General features: G+C 63.0%; 23 protein-coding genes. 12 read left to right on the plus strand and 11 right to left on the minus strand.

Translation table 11 applies throughout. The features are described from left to right. The first annotated feature begins 11 nt into the window (after nucleotides 1–11). A complete protein-coding gene (locus BUE15_RS10215) occupies nucleotides 12–1,124 on the plus strand; it encodes a hypothetical protein (protein ID WP_073284112.1) in 1,113 nt (370 codons plus the stop codon). Nucleotides 1,125–1,149: 25 nt separating this feature from the next. Here the strand turns inward: BUE15_RS10215 and BUE15_RS10220 are convergent, their stop codons facing one another. From BUE15_RS10220 to BUE15_RS10250, 7 genes are all read right to left on the minus strand, one after another. Further along, nucleotides 1,150–2,841, minus strand: coding sequence for an ABC1 kinase family protein (locus BUE15_RS10220; RefSeq protein ID WP_073284115.1), 1,692 nt, complete (start codon nucleotides 2,839–2,841; stop codon nucleotides 1,150–1,152). Nucleotides 2,842–3,044: 203 nt separating this feature from the next. After that, entirely contained in the window at nucleotides 3,045–3,569 is a 525-nt protein-coding gene (locus tag BUE15_RS10225; RefSeq protein WP_073284118.1) for a phasin family protein, read from the minus strand. A 234-nt stretch (nucleotides 3,570–3,803) separates the two neighbouring features. After that, nucleotides 3,804–4,787 carry an alpha/beta hydrolase gene (locus BUE15_RS10230; RefSeq protein WP_073284121.1) on the minus strand — a complete coding sequence of 328 codons (984 nt, stop codon included), beginning with the start codon at nucleotides 4,785–4,787 and terminating at the stop codon, nucleotides 3,804–3,806. Between the two features lie 129 nt (nucleotides 4,788–4,916). Further along, the gene (locus tag BUE15_RS10235) at nucleotides 4,917–6,083 is read right to left on the minus strand and encodes a lysophospholipid acyltransferase family protein (RefSeq protein WP_073284124.1); all 1,167 of its coding nucleotides are present in this window, start codon (nucleotides 6,081–6,083) and stop codon (nucleotides 4,917–4,919) included. A 113-nt stretch (nucleotides 6,084–6,196) separates the two neighbouring features. Beyond that, nucleotides 6,197–7,486, minus strand: a complete 1,290-nt coding sequence (locus BUE15_RS10240; protein ID WP_073284127.1) for an aspartyl protease family protein — start codon at nucleotides 7,484–7,486, stop codon at nucleotides 6,197–6,199. A gap of 76 nt (nucleotides 7,487–7,562) precedes the next feature. Next, nucleotides 7,563–8,651, minus strand: a complete 1,089-nt coding sequence (locus BUE15_RS10245; protein ID WP_073284130.1) for an o-succinylbenzoate synthase — start codon at nucleotides 8,649–8,651, stop codon at nucleotides 7,563–7,565. Nucleotides 8,652–8,789: 138 nt separating this feature from the next. Further along, nucleotides 8,790–9,035: a KGG domain-containing protein gene (locus tag BUE15_RS10250; protein WP_084548964.1), complete on the minus strand. Its 246-nt coding sequence runs from the start codon at nucleotides 9,033–9,035 to the stop codon at nucleotides 8,790–8,792. A 259-nt stretch (nucleotides 9,036–9,294) separates the two neighbouring features. On the opposite strand from BUE15_RS10250, the gene egtB reads away from it, so the two are divergent. The 6 genes from egtB to BUE15_RS10280 all read left to right on the plus strand — a co-directional run bounded on the left by egtB (nucleotide 9,295) and on the right by BUE15_RS10280 (nucleotide 15,643). Beyond that, complete coding sequence (gene egtB / locus BUE15_RS10255; RefSeq protein WP_073284132.1) at nucleotides 9,295–10,596, plus strand: ergothioneine biosynthesis protein EgtB; 1,302 nt, start codon at nucleotides 9,295–9,297, stop codon at nucleotides 10,594–10,596. A 119-nt stretch (nucleotides 10,597–10,715) separates the two neighbouring features. Beyond that, complete coding sequence (gene egtD / locus BUE15_RS10260) at nucleotides 10,716–11,741, plus strand: L-histidine N(alpha)-methyltransferase (protein WP_084548965.1); 1,026 nt, start codon at nucleotides 10,716–10,718, stop codon at nucleotides 11,739–11,741. A 19-nt stretch (nucleotides 11,742–11,760) separates the two neighbouring features. Then, a complete protein-coding gene (locus tag BUE15_RS10265; RefSeq protein ID WP_073284135.1) occupies nucleotides 11,761–12,846 on the plus strand; it encodes a pyridoxal phosphate-dependent aminotransferase in 1,086 nt (361 codons plus the stop codon). Between the two features lie 417 nt (nucleotides 12,847–13,263). Beyond that, entirely contained in the window at nucleotides 13,264–14,637 is a 1,374-nt protein-coding gene (locus BUE15_RS10270; RefSeq protein WP_073284137.1) for an MATE family efflux transporter, read from the plus strand. 81 nt (nucleotides 14,638–14,718) lie between these two features. Further along, nucleotides 14,719–15,276, plus strand: a complete 558-nt coding sequence (locus BUE15_RS10275; RefSeq protein WP_073284140.1) for a DUF922 domain-containing protein — start codon at nucleotides 14,719–14,721, stop codon at nucleotides 15,274–15,276. A gap of 28 nt (nucleotides 15,277–15,304) precedes the next feature. Continuing rightward, nucleotides 15,305–15,643: a tRNA-binding protein gene (locus BUE15_RS10280; RefSeq protein WP_073284142.1), complete on the plus strand. Its 339-nt coding sequence runs from the start codon at nucleotides 15,305–15,307 to the stop codon at nucleotides 15,641–15,643. Between the two features lie 45 nt (nucleotides 15,644–15,688). Here the strand turns inward: BUE15_RS10280 and BUE15_RS10285 are convergent, their stop codons facing one another. After that, the gene (locus BUE15_RS10285) at nucleotides 15,689–16,060 is read right to left on the minus strand and encodes a DUF4296 domain-containing protein (RefSeq protein ID WP_139252211.1); all 372 of its coding nucleotides are present in this window, start codon (nucleotides 16,058–16,060) and stop codon (nucleotides 15,689–15,691) included. Between the two features lie 68 nt (nucleotides 16,061–16,128). On the opposite strand from BUE15_RS10285, the gene BUE15_RS10290 reads away from it, so the two are divergent. The 5 genes from BUE15_RS10290 (at nucleotide 16,129) to BUE15_RS10310 (ending at nucleotide 20,372) form a co-directional block, all read left to right on the plus strand. Continuing rightward, nucleotides 16,129–17,031 carry a DUF58 domain-containing protein gene (locus tag BUE15_RS10290; RefSeq protein ID WP_073284147.1) on the plus strand — a complete coding sequence of 301 codons (903 nt, stop codon included), beginning with the start codon at nucleotides 16,129–16,131 and terminating at the stop codon, nucleotides 17,029–17,031. Beyond that, the gene (locus BUE15_RS10295; RefSeq protein ID WP_073284148.1) at nucleotides 17,024–17,965 is read left to right on the plus strand and encodes a hypothetical protein; all 942 of its coding nucleotides are present in this window, start codon (nucleotides 17,024–17,026) and stop codon (nucleotides 17,963–17,965) included. The genes BUE15_RS10290 and BUE15_RS10295 overlap by 8 nt, the downstream gene beginning before the upstream one ends. Before the next feature lie 64 nt (nucleotides 17,966–18,029). Beyond that, on the plus strand, nucleotides 18,030–19,079 hold the full coding sequence (locus tag BUE15_RS10300; RefSeq protein ID WP_073284150.1) for a VWA domain-containing protein: 1,050 nt from the start codon (nucleotides 18,030–18,032) through the stop codon (nucleotides 19,077–19,079). A 116-nt stretch (nucleotides 19,080–19,195) separates the two neighbouring features. Then, entirely contained in the window at nucleotides 19,196–19,879 is a 684-nt protein-coding gene (locus BUE15_RS10305; RefSeq protein ID WP_073284152.1) for a YggS family pyridoxal phosphate-dependent enzyme, read from the plus strand. Between the two features lie 115 nt (nucleotides 19,880–19,994). Then, nucleotides 19,995–20,372, plus strand: coding sequence for a DUF423 domain-containing protein (locus BUE15_RS10310; protein ID WP_073284154.1), 378 nt, complete (start codon nucleotides 19,995–19,997; stop codon nucleotides 20,370–20,372). A gap of 75 nt (nucleotides 20,373–20,447) precedes the next feature. On the opposite strand, the gene BUE15_RS10315 is transcribed toward BUE15_RS10310, so the two are convergent. The 3 genes from BUE15_RS10315 to BUE15_RS10325 form a co-directional block, all read right to left on the minus strand. After that, nucleotides 20,448–20,981 (minus strand): DUF1573 domain-containing protein, encoded by a 534-nt coding sequence (locus tag BUE15_RS10315; protein ID WP_073284157.1) that lies wholly within the window; start codon nucleotides 20,979–20,981, stop codon nucleotides 20,448–20,450. Nucleotides 20,982–21,124: 143 nt separating this feature from the next. Continuing rightward, nucleotides 21,125–22,546: an ATP-dependent DNA helicase gene (locus tag BUE15_RS10320; RefSeq protein ID WP_073284160.1), complete on the minus strand. Its 1,422-nt coding sequence runs from the start codon at nucleotides 22,544–22,546 to the stop codon at nucleotides 21,125–21,127. Nucleotides 22,547–22,770: 224 nt separating this feature from the next. Then, on the minus strand, nucleotides 22,771–23,220 hold the full coding sequence (locus BUE15_RS10325; protein WP_084548966.1) for a PaaI family thioesterase: 450 nt from the start codon (nucleotides 23,218–23,220) through the stop codon (nucleotides 22,771–22,773). Nucleotides 23,221–23,419 lie beyond the last annotated feature (199 nt).

Here is a 23,419-nt window from a genome sequence, read left to right on the forward strand (position 1 = left end):
GCTATTCCTCCATGCGTCGCTTCTACACTGCGCTGATTTTTCTGTTCGGCAGTCTTACCTCCCAGGCCCAGGGCCTGCCCGGCTACCTTATCACGCTGGCCGGCGACACCGTTTCGGGCTCTATTGCAGATGCTACCTCGCACCTGCTTTTCTATGAACAGCCCAACACAGAAGCCCGCAAGGTGTGGCCGAAGCAGGTGCGAGGCTACGGCCTGCGGGGCCGCACAGCCGTCCGCAGCCGCCCCGTGCGCCTGGCCACCGGAGCCGATTCTATGCAGTTTGTGCGGCCCGTGCAGATAGGCAAAGCCAGCCTGTATTCCTACACCCACGACCAGGGGCTCCTGCTGCTGCCGCCCGCCACTGATACGCTCTACGAACTCACGGCCGCTAACTGGCGCGTACTCTTCAACCGGCACCTGCACGACTGCCCTACCATGGACTACACCAGCTGGCAAATGGTCCAACTCCCGTTTACGGATAAAAACATCCGGCAAACCATCGTTCACTACAGCCAATGCCTGGGCCCCGAAGGACAGCCGAAAGCCGAGCCGCAGCCGGGCATATGGCGGCATGGCCTGGGCGTGCGCACGGGTGCTTACTTCGGAGGTGTGCAAAAAAACAGCCTGAAAGGCCGGGGCTACCTGGCCGGGCTGGAATGGACTGCCGTACGGGCCAGCGGGTGGCAAATGAGCCTGCTGGGGGCCTACAGCCGGTATACGATGGCAGCGGAATCGTATTCTTTCATCGGTACTGGAGGCATCCAAACCGATGTGCAGAACCAGATTCGCCACCATTGGCTGACGCTTGACTTGTCTTTTGGGCAGCGCATCGGCCGGCCAAACCGCCTGAATCTGTACCTGGGCGGCAACATCGGCACCTTCTACGGGATGGCGCAGTCGGAAGAATACCAGGAGCGGCCAACCGGCAGCAACGTCCCTTTTCAGACGAAGTATACCACTACCTCAACCGGCGGTCTGGCGCCTTATCTTGCCTGCAGCGGCGGCGTGATATGGCCGATAAGCCCCAAGCACGAAGTACGGCTTCTGGGCACCTACCAGTACTTTCCCGGTGACACCCAGGGGATGATAGGCGGGCAGGCAGCTTACACACTGTTCTGGAAATAGCCACCTGCGCAAGCTGGGCAGTCTACTACTCGCGGGGCCTTTCCCGCTTGGTGCCCAGAATAAACAGAATCAGCAGCAGAAACGCCGCCACACCCAGACTATACCACGTCACGACGGGCAGGCCCCGGTAATACGGCATCTGGCCGGCCGGATAACGCCCCAGCAAACTCAGGCCCGCAAACAGAATCAGGGCTACCGAAATGGCCGCCAGAATGCCCCGGCTTACCAGCTGGTCGGCTTTGCGCATTAGCAACTGATAGCCGCTCAGCTCGACGCGCACCCGCAGGTCGCCGCGTGAGATTTTGCGCATAATCTGCCGGATGTCGGCGGGCAGCGTCTGGATGAGGGCCAGCAGCTGCGTGCCGGTGTACTGCGCCTCGCTCAGAATATTGTCGGCTGAGTATTGCTCGGCAATGATGCGGGCGCCATAGGGCCGCACAAACTCGAAGGTGTTGAAGCGCGGGTGCAGCACCTTGCCGATGCCTTCCAGAATCACGAGGGCCCGCAAAATCAGGAACACGGCACCGGGCACCTGCAGCTTGTAGGTGTAGATGACGCCCTGCAGCGCATCGGCCAGGTCCGACATGCTCATGTCCTTCACGTCGAGGGTGGCGAAGTCCTCAATCAGCTCACTCAGAGACGTTTCAAACGCCCGCATGTCCGGAATGTCCGACGTGAGGGCCAGGCGGCGGAAGCTCAGCGCCATACTGCGCGGGTCCTGCCGCGCCATCCCGATAAACACGCCCGCAAAGGCGTATTTCTGCTGCTTGGTCAGCTTGCCCACCATCCCGAAGTCGATGAGCACGAGCGTACCGTCGGGGCGCACCAGCACGTTGCCGGGGTGCGGGTCGGCGTGGAAGATGCCGAACTCAAATATCTGCGTCAGATAGATGTCCATGCCGGTTTCGGCCACCTGCTCCGGGCTCAGCCCCCAGGCCAGCAGCTGCGGCTTGTCCGTGATTTTGCAGCCGCTCACAAACTCAATCACCAGCACCTTGGCGGTGCTCATTTCGCGGTAGGGTTTCGGGATATAGAACGTTTCGTAGCTCTCGTAGAGTTTGCGAAACTGCTCCATAGAGCGCGCCTCCGAAGTATAGTCCAGCTCTTTGGTCATACTCCGCTCGAAGGCATCTACCACGTCCTGCGGGTTGGCGAGGCCCTGTTTGCGCAGAAAGCCGGCCGTGAGGCGCACCAGCTCGTGCAGCAAGGCCAGGTCGGAGCGCACTTTTTCCTGCACGCCGGGGCGCTGCACTTTCACCACCACTTCTTCGCCGCTCAGCAGCCGGGCTCGGTGCACCTGCCCGATGCTGGCCGAGCCCAGCGGCACGTCATCAAACTCCGAAAACACCTCATTGATGGGCCGGCCCAGCTCCTGCTCGATAAGCCCTTTGGCTACCTGCACATCAAACGGCGGCACATTGCTTTGCAGCTTCTCAAACTCGTCGATGAGGGGCTGCGGAAGCAGGTCGGCGCGGTTGCTCATGGCCTGCGCCAGCTTAATGAACGTGGGCCCCAACTCCTCGATAATCATCCGGATCCGCTGCCAGCGCGTGGTTTCGAACACGGCCTGCTCCCCTTCCTGCCACGAAATCCGCCGGCTGCGCGGCACCAGTCGCCGCAGAGCGGTGGTAGTCACCGCATCCTCAAAGCCGTAGCGGATCAATACCTCTGATACTTGCCGGATGCGGGTGAGGTTGGAAATCGTGTTTTTGAACATGAGCTACTAGCTTGGGCTGCCTCGGAGTAGAGGCGGCAAATGCTGCGAAGGATGACCGGACCAGAAACCGTGCCGCAGCTACGGGCAGTCCTCGCAGGCGAAAGTCGCCCAATCTGCAAAATATGAGCGTGAAAAACCCCGCCCGAAAAATCAGAGCGGGGTTTTGACCTACGTATACCGGCCAGCAGCGGGCCGTTTTGGGGCTATGAAGCCGAGCCGGCAGCCTGGTTTTCTTCTTTCTTAGCAGCGCCAGCCGAGCCAGCCGCTGATTTTTGCGCCTTGGAAGCCGCTGAGCCGGACGCGGAAGCCGCTTTTTTCACCGTGGAAGCCGTTTTGCTGGCGGCACCGGCAGCGGCACCTTTGGCAGCAGTAGCGGTTTTGGCGGCCGGAGCCTTGGCAGCAGGCTTGGCGCTGCTTTTGGCAGCGGTAGCCGAACCGGCCGCTGACTTCGAGCCCCCTTTCACGCTGCGCTTCAGCTCTTCTACCTCCGAGTTGGGGGCCACGCCCACCGTCTTCATCATTTTGGCGGCAAGGCCCTGAAACTGCTTTTCCAACTCCTTGCGCTTGGTTTCGCCGTTTTTCTTCAGCTCATCCATAATCTTGGCGCCTTCCTTCTCCGACAGCTTGCTCTCCTTCACCAGCGCATCAATGGTTTTCTGCATCCGGTCGGTGGTGAGCGAGACAAAGCCAACGCCAGCGTTGACGAACTTCTTAAATAGATCTTCCATGAGGCTGTAGGGTTTGGGAAAGAAAGGTGAAGTAAGCAAAACCGGCACCGCGGACCCGCCCGCCGGGAAAAGTAGTATGCAAGCCGACTACTTAACACAAACCTACAAAAAGGCGGCTATATAGTTGGGCCTGAGGATAGAAATTTTACGAAGTATGCCATCCGAGAGGTTACAAGCCGGCAGCACACAACACCGGAAGCAGCGCTGTAGCACGGCATACCAATGGCCCAGGCACTACACCCGGCGCGACTGACCGCGCGGTACCTGCCGGGCGCGCCGCCCGGAGGCCTGCAGTACAGCCCGCGCCGACTCCTGCGCCGCCCATACTCCCTGCGTGAAGGTGCCTACTTGGTTGAGGGCCTGCTGCGCCTCGGGCACAAAGCGCCAGAACAGGTGCCACCAGTGCACCAGCCCCTCGAACACCTGTAGCGTAAGGGGCACACCGGCCTGGCGGGCTTTGGCACAGAACGCCAGCACATCATCATGCAGCACCTCGGCATCGGAAATCTGGATAAGCAGCGGCGGCAGGCCGTGCAGCGCCCCCTGTACCGGCGACAACAGCGGGTGGCTCAGTGCAGTCTGATGCGCGTAGAGCGGCCCCCAGCCCCGGATTTCCAGCGCCTCCAGAATCTGGCTTTCCTCGTGGCAGACCCGGCGCAGCATGGCCGTCGGCAACACCAGGTCGGTCCAGGGCGAGAGGCCGATGGCGGCGGCCGGCAGCGGCTGCCCGGCGTCGCGCAGGCTCAGGAGCAGCGCCAGCGCCAAGCCCCCGCCCGCCGAGTCGCCGGCCAGCATGATGTCGTGGGGCTGGTAGCCCTGGCGCAGCAGCCAGTCGTAGGCGAGGCGGGCATCATCGAGGGCGGCCGGAAACGGGTATTCTGGGGCTTTGCGGTAGTTGATGGCCAGCGTGTTGAGCTGGCAGCTGCGGGCCAGGGCCCCTACCAAAGCGCGGTGCGTATTGAGGGAACCCAGCACGTAGCCGCCGCCGTGCAGATACAGCAGCACCCGCTGGGCCGGAGCCTGCGCCGGGCGCAGCCACTCGGCCGGCATTCCATCCACGTCGGCGTCTTCCAAAAACACATTCCAGGGTACAAACTGGAATACGGCCGCCGCCTCGGCCGCCAGGCGCATAGTAGCCAGCCGGGGCCGCCGACGGGCCAGCGGGCCAGTGGCCGCCGTTAGGAGCTGCTTGAGCAGCAGATGCTGAGCTGAGGACATGGAAAACGGGTGGGAAGGCGGAAGAAGAACGGAACACACAGCGCCCGTGCGGCAAAACCAACACAGGCACATCCTAATAACGTAAGCGCCCTAAAAAGATGCCGAACCTGGCAGGTGAGGCGGCAGAAATCAGCTTTTTTGTCCGATTCGGTGGCCCTTATAGCCCCGAATGGCAATGGGAATCCAGCCCAGAATCGGAATAAAAAACGCCAGCGTGAACGGGTTTTTCCAGACCATCCGCAGCCAGGCGCCCGGCTTGTCGAGCTGTAGTTTGAAGTCGCGGCGGCCGTGGCGCACGTACTGGCGCTCGAACTCCTGAAAGAGGGCCGGCCAGGCCACGGGCAGAAAAAACGGGAAATAGCGCCAGTTCTCCTTCATCCGCTGCCATAGCTCGCGCCAGCGGTACGGCTGCTGGCCGTGTTTGGCTACGGCGGCATCCATTTCGGTCTGCATGCGTTGGCGCACCTGCTCCGACAGGGCCACGTAGTCTTCGCGGGTTAGCTCGGCGGGCGTTTTGTCGGTCATTTCGTAGGGGCGGATGCGCGAGCCCAGCACGAACGTGAGCTGGGCCGGATACGCCATATAAAACGACCAGGGCTGCAGCAGAACCAGCAGCACAATCGGCCCGATGGGAATAAAGGGAATCCCGATTTTCTTGCTCAGGTTGTTGAGCCACTCCCAGCTATAGGCGTACGGGTTGAGGTACTCACCATTGATAGTGTAGAAGGGCACTATATCGGTGCGGTGCGTAATGCTGTGGCGCACCATGCTGCTGGCCAGCCGCTGCAGCTCATACTTCTTGTTGAACCCCTTCCCGATGCCCGGCACGCCTTCCGGATACAGCATCAGGTTGTGGTCCTGGTAGTACATCATCGTCTCGAAGTTGAGCGTGGTGGCATCCACGCAGCCGCACTTCTTCCAGAACTCCTTTACCTGAAACGGATTCATCAGGGTAGACTGCGAGAGCAGCGGCGCCGACAGCGGCCGGGGCAGCCCGCGCTGGCCGGGCAGCGTGCGCCACATATGCGCCAAGGCCACAATGGCATCCCAGGGAAACGCCATACCGGAGTGATTGGAGGCGAAAATGAGAGGCCGCTCGGGGTTGTTGCGCTCCGGAAAATCCTCGAACCCGACCAGCTTCGACCGAAACCATACCCGGTCCAGCAGCTGCAGAATGTTGGCGTCGAGCATGTGCACGAAATCTGCCTCGAAATAGTCGGAGTAGATGTGCTGGTTGGCCCGGATGGCGGGCGGCGGCTGGGGCAGCGCAGGAGGCGTCGGGGAAGCCGTGGACATCGGGCGGGAAAGCGGGCAGAGAGAGAGGAGCAGAACAGCCCCGGCGACTAGCAGCGGGCTTCTAATGTAGCCATTTTACCTGCCGGAGCAAGTTTGCGTTGCCTGGGCTCCTGCTATATCTGCCGCTTCAGCCGGATGCGCGCCGGGTATAGTTCCCCATCGGGGCGCTGGAACAGCAGCAGCAGCACCCGTCCATCCTCGGAGTGAAAGATGCGGCTGATATCGGTGAGGCTGAACGAGGATACGGGCAGCAGATTGATGGACACCAGCTCGTCGCCGGGGGTGAGACCGGCGGAAGCGGCCGGTGAGTTCGGCTCTATTTTCAGCACGATGTAGCGGCGGTAGTTGTAGCCGGTAGCTAGCAGCTCCAGGCCGCACATGTCGTGCTCAAACGGGTCGTGGTACAGCCCGTTAGGTTTCAGCCATAGCCGGTTGCGGGGGTAGTCCACCACCATATCAAAGCGCTTGAGCAGCTCCAGGCCCACGTTGCCGTTGCGGGGCACTTCGGCGCGCTGGGCTCCATTGTCGGCATCCGGGAAGGACGTGAGCAGGCTGTTGAGGCGGTAGCGGCCCAGCTGCATGCTCCGTACGCGGCCCAGATAGCCGTTGATGGTGCCGCTCAGGCCCTGTCCCAGCTGGGCCCGGATGCGGCTGGGCGGCAGCTGTAGGCGCGCGTCGGAGCCGGTTTCGATGGACAGCGCGTGGCCAGCGCCGGTATCCACCACCAGCTTCAGGGGCAGCACCAGCGAATCGGTGAGGCTGACCGGCACCTGAATGTAGGGCTTGCGCGACTCTATGCTCAGCGGCACCAAAGCCCAGCGGCGGCCCCGCGGCGGGCGGTAGGTGTGGGGGGCGTGCAGCTCCAGCGCCGCCGCCTGCGGATCGATGCGCACGGCAAAGCTGTGAAATACGTCGTAGCCGAGAATGCCGTGCACCGGCATGCCCACGTAGCCCGAGAGATTGAGCACATCGGCCGACAAAACCAGAAACGACAGCGCGGGGCCCACAATACCGGGCATGGTCAGGCGCACGCTGTCCGTATGAAAGGCTTCGAGCGGCCCCTCCTCCCCTACGCCAGCTACGCGGTAGGTTTCGCCGCGGCGCAGCTTCAGGAGTCCGGCCAGGCTGGGGTCGGTGATGAGCGACGTACCCACGCCGGTATCGAGCAGGAAATTGAACGGTCCCTGCCCGTTCAGCGACGCCTGCACGATAATCAGGTTGCGCTGAAACTCGAACGGCAGAATTGCCCGCCGCTTCTTCGGATTTTCGAACTGCAGCGGCCGCGCCTCCTGGGCCCGGCCGGCCGCGGGCCACAGGCTGCCTACGCCAGCCCAGATCAGCAGCCAGGCCACTGAGCGCAAACCCGGAAACAGACGCAAAGCAGGAAACCAGCGGGCGGGCATAGAGAAACGGGGAGGCCGGGAAATATAGCCAAAAAACTACCTTTCCCCTCTCCCCGAAAGCCCTGCTGCCTTTACGCTACAGCATCTGCCCGGCCACCGGCAACTCCCAGGCGCCCTGCGGCTGCAGGTGCAACTGGCCCTGCCGGATGTGCAGCGGCGCGGCCAGGTTGTTGTGGTAGAGCTGCCCCGTGCCCAGGCCCTGCGGGAAATCCGGCAGCGCGTATTCGCCGGCCAGCTGGCTGATGGCGTTCAGGCCGATATTAGACTCCAGCGCCGAGGTAAGCCACCAGCTGATGTTTTGCTCTTCGGCCAGCTGCCACCACTCCAGTGCGGCGGCCATCCCTCCCACCAGCGTCGGCTTCAGAATGATGTAGGCCGGCCGGGTTTCGTGCAGTAGCGCGGCCTGCCGGGCGGGGTCCGTCACGCCAATCAGCTCCTCGTCCAGCGCCACCGGCACCGGCGAGTGCCGGCAGACCTCAGCCATAGCGGCCCACTGCCCCGCCCGGATGGGCTGCTCGATGGAATGCAGCCCGAAACGGGCCAGCTGCTCCAGCTTGCCCAGCGCCTCGGCCGGCGCGAAGGCCCCGTTGGCATCCACGCGCAGCGTCAGCTCGTCGGGGCCGGCTTCGGCCCTGATTTCGGCCAGCAGCTGCAGTTCCGTGGCGAAGTCGAGGCTCCCGATTTTGAGTTTGAGGCAGGAGTAGCCTTCCGTCAGCTTCTTCCGGATCTGCTCGCGCATAAACGCCGCATCTCCCATCCAGATCAGTCCGTTGATGGGCACCCCGGCCTCGCCCCGGCTGAAGGCGTTGTCGAATAGCTGCCGCCGGCCGCCGTGGTACAGGTCGAGCAGGGCCGTTTCAAGGCCGAAGCGCAGGGCTGGCCACTCGGGCGGCACCAGCGCCAGCAGGTCTTCGAGAGGCGCATCGGCCGGCAGTCCGGCTTGGTTAAGCGTTTCGCACAGCGCCGCAAGCCGGGCCTCAAAGTCGGGTCGGTAGTCGGGGCTGAGGCCGGCCAGCGGGGCAGCTTCGCCCAGGCCTTCCGCGCCGGGGTGGGCGGTATCGGTGAGGTGCAGGTACCAGGCCACGTGCTCGGTGAGGGCGCCGCGGGAAGTGCGGGCCGGAAAGCTGAAGCGCAGCGTACGGCGCGAATAGTGCAACTGGAGCATAGGCAGGGCGAAGAAAACGCCACAAATAACGGCCAAAACTCCCGCCCCGACACCCTGCGGCCCTACCTAGGCCCGGCCGGCCTAAAAGGCGGGCGGGACCCAGGTAGGGCCACACTAGAGGTAGTACAGTCTGGGCTGCTAGGCGCCAGCGCCGTTGGCTTGCGGCGGGCGGCGGGTGGCCTGGCCACCTTTGCGGCCGGCTGCCCGGGCTTCTTCCGGCGTAAACCGGTGTCCCCGGCCGCTCTGATGCGAGGCTTTGCCACCTTCACTGGCAATACGGCGCTGCGTTTCGGGGTCCATGGCGGCAAAGCCGCGGGCACGCTTGGGCTTGTTGTCGGCGGGATTGGTACGGTTGGCGGTAGTATCAGGCTGTTTGGTTTCCATAGCAGCAAGAATCTGGGCAGTAGAAAAAGAGAACAGCCGAAGAAACGCAACCTGCCACCTAATGGCTGGCTCCTGGACCCAAAAAAACCGTGTTTAAAGCTCAAAATACCGCTTTCTACGGAAAGCTCAAGCGTATTTATCCCAACCGGCTGCGGCAAATACGGAGGAGCTTACGCCCCGAACTCCCGCGCAGCCTGCCCCCACCCAAAACCCCGAAGCCCGGAATCCAGTTATTCGTAGTGTTCCTCAACCCTCTGCCATGCCTTCCTCTGCTTCTATAGCGCCGGCCCCGGCTTCCGCCCTGTCGCTGGCCCACCGCTACCAGGCCGTGCGCCAGCGCACCGAAGCCCTGTGCCGGCCGCTGCTTCCCGAAGACACCGTGGTGCAGCCGATGATTGATGTGAGCCCCCCCAAGTGGCATCTGGCCCACGTCACCTGGTTTTTTGAAACCTTCCTGCTGAAAGAGTACCTGCCCGGCTACGCCGTCTACCACCCCGACTACGCCTTTCTGTTCAACTCGTACTACAACTCACTGGGCTCCCGCGTGAACCGCGCCGACCGGGGCACACTCTCCCGCCCGGCCCTGGCCGACGTGTACCGCTACCGCGCCCACGTCGACGAGCACATGACGCAGCTGCTGGCCCTGGCCGATACGCTGCCGGCTGCCTTTCAGGAGCTGATGGAGCTGGGGCTGCAGCACGAGCAGCAACACCAGGAACTGCTGGCCACCGACATCAAATACATCCTCAGCACCAGTCCGCTGGCTCCGGCCTATCTGCCGGAGCCCGAGCGCTCCGCCCAGACTCCGGACGCCCAGGCCGCCCCGGTGGCCTGGCTGCCGGTGCCGGGCGGCATTTCGCGGATCGGCTACGAAGGCAGCGGCTTCTGCTTCGACAATGAGCAGGCCCCTCACGAGGTGCTGACGGCCGACTTCGAGCTGCAGAACCGCCTGGTCACCAACGGCGAATACCTGCAGTTTATGGAGGCCGGCGGCTACCGCGACTTTCGCTACTGGCTGGGCGAGGGCTGGGACCTGGTGCAGACCCAGCAGTGGGAAGCGCCGCTCTACTGGATGCTGCACGAGGGCCGCTGGCACCGTTTCACGCACCACGGCCTGCAGCCGGTGAATATGGCCGCGCCCGTCACGCACATCAGCTTTTACGAGGCCGACGCGTATGCGCATTGGGCCGGGGCGCGCCTGCCCACGGAGCCGGAGTGGGAAGTAGCGGCCCGCTATTTCGGCGCTACGCCCACCGGCGGTACCTTCCTGGAAAGCAACCTGCTCGATCCGCAGCCCCTGCCTGCCGATGCAGACCCCGGCCGCTGCCATCAGCTGCTCGGAGATGCCTGGGAATGGACGTACTCGGCCTACCACCCCTACCCCGGCTACGTGCGCGCCGCCGGGGCGCTGGGCGAATACAACGGCAAGTTCATGATCAACCAGCTGGTGTTGCGCGGCGGCTCCTGTGCTACCCCGGTCAGCCATATCCGCCTCACCTACCGCAACTTTTTCCATGCCGACAAGCGCTGGCAGTTTACGGGTATCCGGCTGGTCCGCTAGGCTACCGGTGCCGGCGCTCAGCGTCCTTTTTTCTGCCTGCATAAGACTACCCGCGCCTTTGGCAGTTGCCGAAGGCGTTGGCGCACGTAGCTGGTCAGGCTTCATTTACCGTTTTGCTTATGTCTTCCCTTTCTGCTTCTGTGCCTTCCGCCACTGCCTCTGCCCCTGCCTTCTCGCCGTCTTCCCAGACCGAGGAGCTGGAAAAGCTGAAACAGCATGTGGCTACCGGCCTCAGCCGCACGCCCAAAACGTTGTCGTCTACCTATTTCTATGATGACGAAGGCAGCCGGCTGTTTCAGCAGATCATGGCGCTGCCCGAGTACTATCCTACCCGCACCGAATTCGGCCTCCTGACCCGGCACCAGGCGGCGCTGAGCACGGCGCTACGACCCACGGCGGCGCAGGAGCCATTTTATCTGCTGGAACTGGGCGCCGGCGACGGCCTCAAAACCAAGATTCTGCTGCGGCACCTGCTCGATACGGGCGCGGCCTTTACCTACGTGCCGGTTGATATTTCGGCGGCGGCGGTGGAAGGGCTGGCCGCCAGCCTGCAGCAGGAGCTGCCGGAGTTGCGCGTAGAGCCCCTGGTGGCCGACTATGGCACGGCGCTACGCCTGATGGCCAGCCGCTCGGGGCGTAAGGCAGTGCTGTTTCTGGGTTCTACCATCGGCAACTTTCTCCCGGCGGAGCGGCAGGCCTTTCTGCGGGAACTGGCCGCGCCGCTTTCCGCCGACGACCGGCTGCTGATTGGCTTCGATCTGCAGAAGGACCCGCGCCTGATCCGGGCCGCCTACGACGATGCGCAGGGCGTGACGGCGGCGTTCAACCTGAACCTGCTGACGCGCCTGAACCGGGAGCTGGGCGCCGACTTCGAGCGCGCCGCCTGGCAGCACTACACCGACTACGACCCGCTTTCCGGGGCTGTGCGCTCTTTCCTGATGCCGACCAAAGCCCAGCACGTGCATGTGGCCGCCCTCAACCAGACGTTCAGCTTTGCAGCCTGGGAACCGGTGCACACCGAAAACTCCTACAAATTCACCCGCCCTCTGATTGACAGCCTCGCCGCCGATGCCGGGCTAACGGTGGCCGAGTTCTTCACCGATGAGCGGGACTACTTTGCGGATGTGGTGCTGCGGCCGGCCTGACACACGATTCTAGCGCTCCATGACTCCGATTAGTCTTGCCTCCGGCTACGGCAGCTTTCCGGCGCCGGCAGTAGTAGCGCCGGCGGTGGCGCGGCAGCTGCCGCGGGCCCCGTGGCCGGCCAGCCCCACCGAGGGCCTGGCGGAGCTGCGCGCCGCCCTGGCCAGCCGCTACCTCCCTCACCTGCCTGCTTCGGGCGGCGCCGATGCGTTTCTCGTTACGCCGGGAACGAAGGCGGCGCTGTTTCTGGCGCTCAGCTCGGTGCTGCAATCCGGTGATGAGGTAGTGCTGCTCACGCCCAATTGGTTCGGGTTTGCGGAGCTGGTGCGGCGGGCGGGCGGGCACCTGCGCGAGCTGCCTCTCAGCCCCGCCGACAACTACGCGCTGCCCCTCGATGCCATTGCGGCCGCCCTCACGCCCCGCACCCGCGTGCTGCTCTTCAGCAACCCCAACAACCCCACCGGCCGCATATATACGCCACCGGAGCTGAAGGCGCTGCTTGCCCTCACGCGCCGGTTTCCCGCTCTGTTCGTGCTGGCCGATGAGATATACGACGGCATCCTGTTCGGGCCGGAGTCGGTCCCCAGCCTGCTTTCCTTCCCCGACCCCGGCCACCGGCATCTGGTGGTGAATGGCTTCTCTAAGTCGCACGCGCTGGTGGGCTGGAATATTGGCTGGCTGGCGGCGCCCCAGGCGGTGCGGCGGGCCAGCGCGGCGCGGCTGTTTGCCACGGGCGGCGCGGTAGCCGTTCCCAGCCAGCTGGCCGCCCTGGCGGTGCTTCAGGACGGAAACATCGGGGTCGATTTGTGCCGGCAGCTGCTTCCTAACCGGCAGCGGCTGCTCGGCTTTCTGGCAACGCTGCCCGGCGCATTACCGCATCCGCCGCTGGGCACCTACTACGCCTTCCCCGATCTGCGCGCCTTCCTGACCCCGAATCTGCCACTGCCCGAAGCCTCCGCCGACCTGGTAGCGCGCCTGCTGGCGGCCGGCGTAGAAGTGGTGGACGGCGCTACCTGCGGGGCGCCCGGCTTCGTGCGCATGTCTTACGCCGTGCCGGAGCCCGACTTGCAGGAAGCCGTGCGGCGGCTGGGTGCGGTGCTGCGCTGAGGGTCACTATCAACCCAATCCGGCACACTTCTTTCTCTATTTCGTGTAGTTACAACCGCTTCGCCGCAACAACTTATCATATATGAACGGCAATTGATAGTATCTAATGCGCATACACCCATTTTGAGTTGGCAATTACCGGTAATACTGCGGCAACTATATACACCATATCGGCATCCCTCCCTATTAACGCGACTATTACTCATATTGATAGCGCTATTACTCGTATCAGATGCGCTACCGTTCGTATCACTCGCGCATACACCTGCATCGGCCGCGCAACTAGCTGTGTCGTTGGCGCTGTGGTTTCTTTCGGCCACAGCGTATTGCTAAGCGGGGCGGCCAGACAATTCCTGACCGACTGACTGCGGCGCGCCGGAACAGGCGTACCTTTGCGGTTTATTTCGCCCCATTGCCATGCCTTTCACTGCCCTTCGCCCTCATCTTCGGCCTACTATCCGGCTTGCGTTTCCCGTTGTGCTCAGCCAGCTGGGCCACGTGCTGGTCAACGTCTGCGACTCGGTGATGGTGGGCCAAACCGGCAAGCTGCCGCTGGCCGCCGTGAGCCTGGGCGTGAGCGTGGCCACGGTGGTGATGGTGCTGGGCATGGGCCTGTCGATGGGCATTACGCCGCTGGTGGCCGCCGCCGACGGCAAGCGCGACGTGCCGCAGCTGGGCCGCCTGCTGGTGGCCGGCGTTTGGCTGAGCGTGGTGGCGGGCCTGGTGCTGGCGGCGGCCGGCCTGTTGATTGCCCCGCTGCTCCACCATCTCAACCAGCCAGCCGATGTGGTGGCGCTGGCTGCGCCCTGGGTGCGGGTGCTGTTTCTGTCGCTGCTGCCCCTGATGGTCTTTCAGGGCTTCAAGCAGTTTGCCGAAGGCCTGGGCCTCACGCGGCAGGCCATGTACCTGTCGGTGCTGGCCAACCTGGTGAATGCGGTGCTGTGCTACGCCTTTATCTTCGGCAATTTCGGGGCGCCGGAAATGGGCATGATGGGCGCGGCCTGGGCGACGCTTATTGCCCGTGTGCTGATGGCCCTGCTGATGGGCACCTACGTGCTGCGCGCCGCCCGCCTGCGCCCCTACCGCGAAGCTGCCACGCACTGGCTCCGCCCCGACCGCGCCACGCTGCGCCGCCTGCTGGGCCTGGGTGCCCCGATTGGCGTGCAGATGATGTTTGAGATGGGCGCGTTCAGCTTTTCGGCCATCATGATTGGCTGGCTGGGGGCTACCTCGCTGGCCGCGCACCAGATTGCCATCAACGTGGCTTCAGTCACGTACATGGCCGCCAGCGGCATTGCGGCGGCGGCCACCATCCGGGTTGGCAACCTGCGCGGGCTCGGCGACGTGCAGGGGGCGCGGCAGGCTGGTTTTGCGGCGTATCTGCTCACGTTCCTGTTTATGGGCGCTATGGGGCTGCTGCTGGTGGCATTCCGGCACTACATTCCGCACTTCTATAACAACGATGCCGCCGTGGTGGCTCAGGCGGCTACACTGCTGCTGGTGGCCGCCGCCTTCCAGATTTCCGATGGCCTGCAGGTAGTAGGACTGGGCGCGCTCCGGGGCCTCGAAGACGTGAAAGTGCCTTCGGTGGTGGCCCTGCTGGCCTATTGGGCTATGGCGCTGCCGCTGGGCTACTGGCTGGGCTTCGGGCTGAAGATGGGCAGCCTGGGCGTGTGGCTGGGGCTGCTGCTGGGCCTGACGCTGGTGGCCGGCCTGCTGCTCTGGCGCTTCCGCCAGCACAGCGCCGTGGCCGCCGGAGCGGCCCGTCCGGCGCCGCTCGTTACGCACTAGCCCGGCCGGGAACGAGCCGGCGCCAATCGGTGTACTGGCTACGCCGGCCCGCATAATGGCCGGCCTCCGCTATATTTGACCATGGCTTTCTGCTCGTTTCTACTGCCGCTACTGCTGGCTTTCCAGACTCCTACCCCACCCCAGACTCCTACCAAGCCTCAGCCCGAAATGATACCGTGGTCGGCGAACCGGCCGCTGACGTGGGCTGATTTCAAGAGCCGCCCCCTGGCTTCCGAACGGATGGAGGCCCTTACCGCCGGCAACATTGATGTGCAGGTGGGCTGCACCGACTTCGTGTTCAGCTCTACCGTAAAGGCCGTGTTTATGCCACAGGAATCGTGGGTGCGCGACGCCAAGCGGGCTTCCCCGGCGCTGCTGCGCCACGAGCAGCTGCACTTCGATATTACGGAGCTGCACGCCCGTATGCTGCGCCAGAAGCTCACCACCGTCAAGTTCGATTGCCAGAAGCTGAATCCGGCGTTCAGCAACTTCACCAAAGTGGCTTTCACGGCCTGGCAGCGCGAAGAAGGCCGCTACGACATGGAAACCAACCACGGCCTGAACGAGGCCAGGCAGAAGTTCTGGGAAGCGCAGGTGCAGCAGCGCCTGGCCCTGCTTGAGGCGTTTGCCTCCCAATAACATCGTCTTACGAACCGCACACCGTACTATGCCGCACATCACCTGGGCCGACTTCGAACGGGTTGACCTGCGCGTTGGGACCATACTGGAGGCCTGCGAGTTTCCGCAGGCCCGCCGCCCCGCCTACCAGCTGCTCATTGATCTGGGCCCTGAAATCGGCCAGAAACGGTCCAGTGCCCAGATTACGCATCATTACCAGCCGCACGAGCTGGTGGGCCGGCAAGTGCTGTGCGTGGTGAATTTTCCGCCCAAGCAGATCGGCAAGTTTATGTCGGAAGTGCTGGTGACGGGCGCCGCCGATGCCGATGGCCACATTGTGCTGGCCGCTCTGGCGGGGCCCGTCCCGAACGGCAGCCGGCTGCTATAGAGCGACGTAGCCATGCTGCGCGCAGGCCGGCAGACGGAAATCCGGCTATTTAGTGGCCACCTTTACCTGCCGCATCGCCAGCGTATCTACCACTAGGCTGTAGATTTCGTCCAGATCTTTGTTGTGGCTGGCATAGTAGCGGTAGCTCTGCTGAAACAGCGAGTCGCTGACCTCGCGGCGCCACAGAATGTTCTTCTGCTGGCTCAGGTACAGGGCCCGGGCCGAGTCGGGCGACAGGCCGGCGGCTTCCACGCGCGCTTCCAGCGTGTGCAGGTCGGCGAGCAGGCTCACGAGCTGCTCACGCGGCATGAGCGGCTGGGGCGGCAGTACCTCTTCGGGAGTCTGGCAGCCGGAAAGCAAGCCGCTCAGCAGCAGGCTGACTACCAACGGAAAAGCACGGGGGAGCAGGGTATTCACGACGCAAAAGTAAGGATTCGGTTTCTTCCCGGCCGCAATAATGCCGTGATTCACGTAGTTTAGCCATTATGAACGTGCCCACGCCAACTCCGTTTCAACAGCTAGTGCGCAAGCTTCGGCAGGTGGAAATCCGGATGCTGAAAGCCGTGGACGCGCAGCTGCAGGGCAACTTTCATTCCGTATTCAAGGGCACCGGCCTCGAATTTGATGACGTGCGCCTGTATCAGTACGGCGACGAGGTGCGGGCCATCGACTGGGCCGTGTCGAGCAAAGGCCACGGCACGTTCATCAAAACCTACAAAGAAGAGCGTGAGCAACAGGTGCTGCTGCTCTTCGACGTGAGTGCCTCGCAGCAGGTGGGGGCCAGCGGCCGCCGCAAGCTGGATGTAGGCCGCGAAATCTGCGGGATTCTGGCGCTGGCCGCCGCCCGCCAGGATGCGCAGCTGGGGGTTCTGGCCTTCTCCGACCAGAAGGAGCTGTACATGGCGGCCGGCAAAGGCAGCCGCCACGCCTACTCGCTCATCAAGCGGCTGTTTGAGCTGGCGCCGAAATCGAAGCAGACGGGCGTGGCTGCGGGCATCAAGCAGGCGCTGGGGCTGCTTAAGCGCCGCAGCATTGTGCTGCTCATCTCCGATTTTATTGACAGCAGCTACGAGCGGGAGCTGACGATGCTGGCCCGCAAGCACGATTTGGTCGTGATTCAGCTGCTCGACCAGCGGGAGCGGGAGTTTCCGCCCCTGGGCATTGTGCCGCTCTACGACCAGGAGTCGGGCCGCACGCTCTGGACCAATACCTCGTCGGCCGCCTTCCGGGCCCGCTACCGCGCCACCTACGAGCAGAACCGGGACCAGATCAGCCAGATTTGCCGCCGCCACCGCACCGAATACATTTCCATCACCACCGATGCCGACTACGTGCCACAGCTGATCCGGCTGTTTCGGCGGCGCAATTTCCGGGCCGGCCGTGGATAAGGCGCTGCAACGCGGCCGGCCCGGCCGGGCCATGTGGGGAGTTCTGGCAGCGGCCCTGCTGCTGCCGGTGGGGGCCCAGGCGCAGGCAGAGGCGGAGGTGCCGCAGGGCCGTTTCCGTCAGCCGGCTACACGCATCGGCGAAATCATTGAATACGAGCTGAGCTACCGCCACGAGCCGGGCCTGAACGTTATTTTCCCTGATTCGACGGCCAGCTACGCGCCTTTTGAGTACGTGGGCAAAACCTACCAGCCGACCCGTACCCGCCAGGGCCGCAGCCTCGACCAGACCACCTACCGCCTGCGCACCTTCTCGCTGGACTCGGTGCAGCGGCTGCAGCTCCCTGTTACCATCCTGCGCGGCCGCGACACGCTCACACTACCCAGCACGAGTGCCGCCATTCGCCTGCGCCGGCTGGTGGCGCCGGCCGCCGCCGGTGCTGCACCCACCCTGCGCCAGAACACGGCGCTGCTGCCCGTAGCCCCGGCGTTCAACTATCCGTACTGGCTGGCCGGTGCCGGGCTGGTGCTGCTGGTGCTGGGCGGGGTGGCCCTCACATTTGGGCGGCGCTGGCGGCAGCGCTACCAGCTGTACAAGGTGCGCAAAAACCACGTCTACTTTCTGGCCCAGTATGCCCGCCACGTGGAGCGCTTCACGCTCAGCCGCTCGCTCACCAACATGGAGCGCGCCATCACACTCTGGAAAAACTACCTCACCACGCTCGAAAACAACACCATCAGCAGCCTGACTACCCGCGAAATAGTGGCCCACTACCACAACGATGCTGACGTGCGCTTGGCGCTGCGCCTCGCCGACCGGGTTATCTATGGCAATGTGTTTTCGGAAGACGAAACCGAAACCGACCTGGCCTTCGACCTGCTCCGCAGCTTCGCGGAACGGCGGTATGAGCTGGTGCGCACGCAGCTGGAAACGTGAGGTGCCTGCGCCAGTCCTGGCCTGATCGGCTACTTTTGCCCCTATCCTTACCTTTCGCTTTTTGATGCAGCAGCTCTGGCAACAGGTTCTTGACCCGCTCGTGGATAGCCTGCGCTATGCCACACTGGCCAGCTACGCCTGGGAGAAACCGCGCCTGCTGCTGCTGATTGCAGTGATTCCGCTGCTGTTTGTGGGCCGGCTGCTGCTGGTATACCGCCGGCGCAGCAAGCTGGGCGTGGCTTTTGTGGAAGGCCAGACCCGCCGCGACTGGACGGCGCTGCTGCGCTTTGTGCCGGATGTGGTACTGGCCCTGAGCATGGCCTTTGCCATACTGGCCCTGGCCCGCCCCCAGCGCACCGATGAACGGGTAGTGCAAACTGGTGAGGGTATTGATGTGCTGCTGGTGCTGGACGTGTCGGGCTCGATGGAGCTGGGCGACCTGCGTCCCAACCGCCTGGAGGCCGCCAAGCGCGTAGCCATGGAGTTTGTGGATGGCCGCCAGGGCGACCGGCTGGGTCTTGTAGTGTTTGCCGGCGACGCCTACTCGCTGGCCCCCCTCACCACCGACTACGAGCTGCTGCGGGAAAGCATTGCGGGCCTGAAGCTGGGCATGATTCCGAACGACGGCACGGCTATTGGCACGGCGCTGGGCGTGGCCACCAACCGGCTGCGCCACTCCCGCAGCCGCAGCCGCGTGTGCATTCTGCTCTCCGACGGCGAAAACACGGCCGGCAGCCTCGACCCGCTCACGGCCGCCCGCCTGGCCCACGCCTACGGCCTCAAAATCTACACCATCGGGCTGGGGCAGGATGGCACGGTGCCGTTTGGCCGCGATGCGCAGGGCCGCACCCGCTACGTAGAAACCCGCCTCGACGAAACCACTATGCGCCAGATTGCAGCAGCCGGCGAAGGCCAGTTTTTCCGGGCCACCGACAACGCCGCGCTGCGCCAGATCTTTCAGCGCATCAACCGCTACGAGAAATCCGAAATCAAGCAGACGCGCTTCCGTAACACCAAGGACTACTACCGCATCTACCTGTTCTGGAGCATCGGGCTGTGGCTGCTGTGGCTCGCCCTTAAAAACACGTTTCTCACCAACGCGCTGGAAGATTAGCTGCTGGGCTGGTTGTTTGCTGTGCTGACTGTTGATTGTAAGCCGAACTTCTCAACGCAACCGTACACACCCGGCAATCAGCTTCCAGCAATTAACCACCGCCAATTCCCTGCTACATGTCCATTTCTGACAACCTCCGCTTTTTTCAGCAGCAACTCGAAGGCTCCGGCTGCCGGCTCGTTACGGTCACGAAAACGCACCCGGTGGAGAAGCTGCAGGAAGCCTACGCAGCCGGCGCGCGGCTTTTCGGCGAAAACAAGGTGCAGGAAATGGCCGCCAAGCAGCCCGAGCTGCCTACCGATATTGAGTGGCACCTCATCGGGCACCTGCAAACCAACAAGGTCAAGTACATTGCGCCGTTCGTGCACACCATTCAGAGCATAGACAGCCTGAAGCTGCTGCTGGAAATAGAGAAGCAGGCCGCTAAGCACAACCGGGTTATCCAGGGGCTGCTGCAGTTTCATATTGCCGCCGAGGAAACCAAAACCGGCCTGACGCTGCCTGAGGCCGAGGAAATTTTGCAGTCGGAGGCTCTCCGGGGCCTGCGCCACGTGCGCCTGACCGGCGTGATGGGCATTGCTACCAACACCGACGATGAGGCCCGCCTGCGTCAGGAGTTCGGGGAGCTGCGCAGCTACTTCGGGCAGCTGAAAGCGCGCTATTTCGCTGAGGCTGACGACTTCCGTGAAATCAGCATGGGCATGAGCTCCGACTACCAGCTGGCTATAGCCGAAGGCAGCACGCTTATCCGGGTGGGCAGCGCTATTTTTGGAGCCCGGAACTATGGAGCAGCTGTGTAACGGAGTTCTTATTCAGGCGACGGACAAGCCTGAACTAGTCACCCGCCCACCAGCCAGCCACCAACATCCCGCACATCTTACTCAGTTACTCCGCTACTCACTTACTCTCTCTCTCATGACTGCAAAACTCATTCTGCAACTCGCGGCCCTGCTGGGCGGGCTGGGCGTGGCCATCGGCGCTTTCGGAGCGCACGGCCTGCGGGCTATGCTGGAGGCTTCCGGCCGCTTCGAAACGTTTGAAACTGCCGTGCGCTACCAGTTTTACCACGCGCTGGCCCTGCTGGCCGTGGGCGTGCTGCTGCTGGCCCGCCCCGAGCTACGCCTGCTCGGCACAGCGGCCTGGCTGTGGGTGGGGGGCGTGCTTATTTTCAGTGGCTCGCTGTATGCGCTGTGCTTCACGGGCATCACGAAGCTGGGCGCCATCACGCCCATCGGCGGCCTGCTGCTGATTGGCGGCTGGATTGCCTTGCTGCTGGCAGCCCGGCAGGCGTAGCTTCGGCCAGGCACCACGCAAAAAAGGCGGTCCGCATCGTGCGGGCCGCCTTTTTTACGTCTGAAGTGCTTTGTCTTACGACTTTTTCGCTTTGGCTTTCAGCTTGTTGTCGTCGGCTTTCACTTTCATCTTGTCCGCGGCAGACATGTTTTCCATTTTCTCCACGGTCATGGTGGGGGCCGAGTTGGCGGTGGCTTCCTTCACGTCGCCTACCAGCGCCACCATGGCGTTGCCGCTGGCCGAGTTCGACTCTACGGTCAGCACCTTGTTCTGCATCCCCAGCTTGCCGGCCGTGTTGAAGTTAGCCGTAATGGTGCCGGTTTTGCCGGGCATCACCGGGTCTTTGGTCCACTCGGGGGTGGTGCAGCCGCAGCTCACGCCAATGTTGGAAATCACGAGGGGCTGCGTGCCAGTGTTTTTGAACTTGAACACGTGCTTCACCACGTCGCCTTGCTTGACAGCGCCGAAGTCGTACTTCATTTCGTCGAACTGAATTTGCGGGCCGGCAACTTTCGTCTGCGCGTTGGCAGGTTTCACGGCAGCCGTCTGAGCCTGAGCGGCAAAGCCAGCGCAAGCCAGCGACAGAGCCAGTACAAGTACTTTTTTCATGGGGGTACTGCGTTAGGGTGTTGTTGAAAACAAAAATACTGGTTTAGCCGGGTGGCGCAAGTAAAATGCCAGTTTTCAGCCGGCTTGATGAAGCGCACATGAAGATAAACCACGCAACTGGCAGTATTTGTTCACAGCGGCGCTTATTCGGGGTTCTCCGCCAATAACTTAGCGTTGAAATTAAGCAGAAATAACTTCTCCGAAGCCCGGGTAACGGCCGTGTACAGCCAGCGCGCAAACTCGGAGTTCACCATATCTTCCTTCAGAAAGCCGTGGTCGACGAAAACGGCCTGCCACTGGCCGCCCTGGGCCTTGTGGCACGTGAGGGCGTAGGCAAATTTCACCTGCAGGGCATTCAGAAACGGGTCTTTGCGCAGAGCGGCCGTCTTGTCTTTCTTGGTGGTGAGGTGGTCGTAATCCTTGCCCACGGCGTCGTAGAGCTCTTTGTTGCGGTCGGCGGGCAGGGCCGGGCTTTCGGTGTGCAGCGTGTCCAGCAGCAGCTTGATTTCCAGGTCGGGCTCGTCGGGGTAGTCTACAAACCGCACGCGGGCATCGGCGAAGCGGAAGCCAAACTCCTCGGTACGCCGGATGATCTTGACCACCTGCACGAAGTCGCCGTTGGCCAGAAAGCCCATTTCCGAGTCCTTGGGCAGCCAGTAGTAGTTGTTGCGCACCACCATCAGGTAGTCGCCGGACTCAATTTCGTCTTCGGCCTCGAACAGCAGCCGCCGGATGTACTGGTTGTACTGGTTGGCGTTTTTGTTGGAGCGGCAGATGATGGTGGTGTTTTCGTGTCCGAAGTTTTTGTAGGCCCAGCGCAGCCCGTCTTCCAGCTTGTCGCCGCCCATCTGAAACAGGTCGGAGTAGCCGCGGGTATGAAACTGAATGTTGGGTTGCTCCTGGCGAAGCTCTTCGCGCAGCACGGTAGCGTTCATCAGGATGCCCGATTGCTCGGCCTGGCGCATCACCTGGCGCAGCTCCACGCCGTCTACGGTGGCCCGGAAGCGGTGGCGCAGCAGCTCGGGGTCGAGGGCGGGGCTGAGCAGCTGGCCCACGGGCGGCAGCTGGGCCGTGTCGCCGATGAGCAGCAGCCGGTTGGTGGGCTTCTCGAACACGAAATTGAGCAGGTCGTCGAGCAGGCCGGTTTCGCCGAACGACTTCTCATCGGAAATCATGGACGCCTCATCCACGATGAACAGCGTGTCCTGGGCGCGGTTGGGCTGGCGCTGAAACGAGAGGTTGGAACTGGTGGAGCCGCTGGTTTGGCGGTAGATTTTCTTATGGATGGTGCTGGCCGGCACGCCCGCGTAGCCGCTCATCACTTTGGCGGCGCGGCCGGTGGGGGCCATCAGCACGTATTTGCGGCCCAGCTTGTGTAGCCACTGCACCAGGGCGCTGACCACGGTGGTTTTGCCGGTACCCGCGTAGCCGCGCAACACAAAGGCCTTGCGGCCAGGCAGGTCGTCTTTCAGGAACACATCCAGCTTCTGAAACAGCGTGGCCTGATCCTGAGTGGGTTCGTAGGGGAAATAGTCGCGGACAGAAGGAGTGCGGATGGAGAGCATAAGAAGGTCAAAGCTAGCGCAAAAAGCCAGGGCGGGCGCCCCTTGCTTTTAAAAGGAGAAGCCGGGAGAAATTGAGTGGTTGGGGAGGACGGCGAGCTGGGCATTTTCCGGCTTCAGCTCCATGTACATGAACACCATTTCAGGCCCAAAATGCACCACTCAAGCAGATAATCCGCGCAGAAAAACGCAACTACTCGGCAGTAGCTCCGCCGCTACGCCGCAGGCTACCCATGCGGCTCCACTACGGCCATGGTAGCGGTGGCTTTGGCAATCAGCTTATCGTCGCACCACACTTCCGACTCGCAGAAGTGCAGGCGGCGGCCGGCTTTCAGCACCCAGCCCACGGCGCGCAGCTTCTGGCCCACGCCGGGGTGCAGGTAGCTGGTTTTCAGCTCCGCCGTCACAACGCCGGTTCCCTCGGGCACGAGCGTAACGGCCGCAAAACCGGCTACCAGGTCGGCCATGGTAGCCACCAGGCCGCCGTGCGCGAAGCCGGTGTGCTGCTGGTGCTGCTGCTGCAGGGTTACTTCGGCCTCCACCCGGCCCGGCTCGATGCGGGTCAGGTCGGCGCCGATGAGGTGCATGAAATGCTGGCGCGTGAGCTTGCGGCGGATGCGGGTTTCGAGGGCCTCGGCGGGCGTGGTAGAAGCGGCGGTAGAGTCAGAAAGATTCATTGGGACAAAGATACCGGGTTGCACCGGGTGCCGGCGGAAATAGTGGCAGGCGCAGGTCGTTGCTTATTATAACCCAAGTTGCGGGCTATTGCGGTCATAAAAAAAGTCTGTTCGGCGTGAACAGGCTAGGTTTGGGTCTCTGACCTCCCAAGCCCCTGCCACTCATGCGCGAACAGACTGTTGCAATGTACTGCGTCCT

The sequence above is a fragment of the Hymenobacter psychrotolerans DSM 18569 genome, from assembly GCF_900142395.1.
Classification (GTDB): domain Bacteria; phylum Bacteroidota; class Bacteroidia; order Cytophagales; family Hymenobacteraceae; genus Hymenobacter; species Hymenobacter psychrotolerans.

Bases quoted from the DNA above. Each gene is read 5' to 3' on its own strand.
- BUE15_RS10275 (WP_073284140.1), top strand. From the start codon at position 14,719: ATGGCTTTCTGCTCGTTTCTACTGCCGCTACTGCTGGCTTTCCAGACT.
- BUE15_RS10230 (WP_073284121.1), bottom strand. From the start codon at position 4,787: ATGTCCTCAGCTCAGCATCTGCTGCTCAAGCAGCTCCTAACGGCGGCC.
- BUE15_RS10250 (WP_084548964.1), bottom strand. From the start codon at position 9,035: ATGGAAACCAAACAGCCTGATACTACCGCCAACCGTACCAATCCCGCC.
- BUE15_RS10215 (WP_073284112.1), top strand. From the start codon at position 12: ATGCGTCGCTTCTACACTGCGCTGATTTTTCTGTTCGGCAGTCTTACC.
- BUE15_RS10325 (WP_084548966.1), bottom strand. From the start codon at position 23,220: ATGAATCTTTCTGACTCTACCGCCGCTTCTACCACGCCCGCCGAGGCC.
- BUE15_RS10235 (WP_073284124.1), bottom strand. From the start codon at position 6,083: ATGTCCACGGCTTCCCCGACGCCTCCTGCGCTGCCCCAGCCGCCGCCC.
- BUE15_RS10300 (WP_073284150.1), top strand. From the start codon at position 18,030: ATGCAGCAGCTCTGGCAACAGGTTCTTGACCCGCTCGTGGATAGCCTG.
- BUE15_RS10245 (WP_073284130.1), bottom strand. From the start codon at position 8,651: ATGCTCCAGTTGCACTATTCGCGCCGTACGCTGCGCTTCAGCTTTCCG.
- BUE15_RS10290 (WP_073284147.1), top strand. From the start codon at position 16,129: ATGAACGTGCCCACGCCAACTCCGTTTCAACAGCTAGTGCGCAAGCTT.
- egtB (WP_073284132.1), top strand. From the start codon at position 9,295: ATGCCTTCCTCTGCTTCTATAGCGCCGGCCCCGGCTTCCGCCCTGTCG.
- BUE15_RS10310 (WP_073284154.1), top strand. From the start codon at position 19,995: ATGACTGCAAAACTCATTCTGCAACTCGCGGCCCTGCTGGGCGGGCTG.
- BUE15_RS10240 (WP_073284127.1), bottom strand. From the start codon at position 7,486: ATGCCCGCCCGCTGGTTTCCTGCTTTGCGTCTGTTTCCGGGTTTGCGC.
- BUE15_RS10220 (WP_073284115.1), bottom strand. From the start codon at position 2,841: ATGTTCAAAAACACGATTTCCAACCTCACCCGCATCCGGCAAGTATCA.
- BUE15_RS10315 (WP_073284157.1), bottom strand. From the start codon at position 20,981: ATGAAAAAAGTACTTGTACTGGCTCTGTCGCTGGCTTGCGCTGGCTTT.
- BUE15_RS10265 (WP_073284135.1), top strand. From the start codon at position 11,761: ATGACTCCGATTAGTCTTGCCTCCGGCTACGGCAGCTTTCCGGCGCCG.
- BUE15_RS10225 (WP_073284118.1), bottom strand. From the start codon at position 3,569: ATGGAAGATCTATTTAAGAAGTTCGTCAACGCTGGCGTTGGCTTTGTC.
- BUE15_RS10320 (WP_073284160.1), bottom strand. From the start codon at position 22,546: ATGCTCTCCATCCGCACTCCTTCTGTCCGCGACTATTTCCCCTACGAA.
- BUE15_RS10305 (WP_073284152.1), top strand. From the start codon at position 19,196: ATGTCCATTTCTGACAACCTCCGCTTTTTTCAGCAGCAACTCGAAGGC.
- BUE15_RS10280 (WP_073284142.1), top strand. From the start codon at position 15,305: ATGCCGCACATCACCTGGGCCGACTTCGAACGGGTTGACCTGCGCGTT.
- BUE15_RS10270 (WP_073284137.1), top strand. From the start codon at position 13,264: ATGCCTTTCACTGCCCTTCGCCCTCATCTTCGGCCTACTATCCGGCTT.
- egtD (WP_084548965.1), top strand. From the start codon at position 10,716: ATGTCTTCCCTTTCTGCTTCTGTGCCTTCCGCCACTGCCTCTGCCCCT.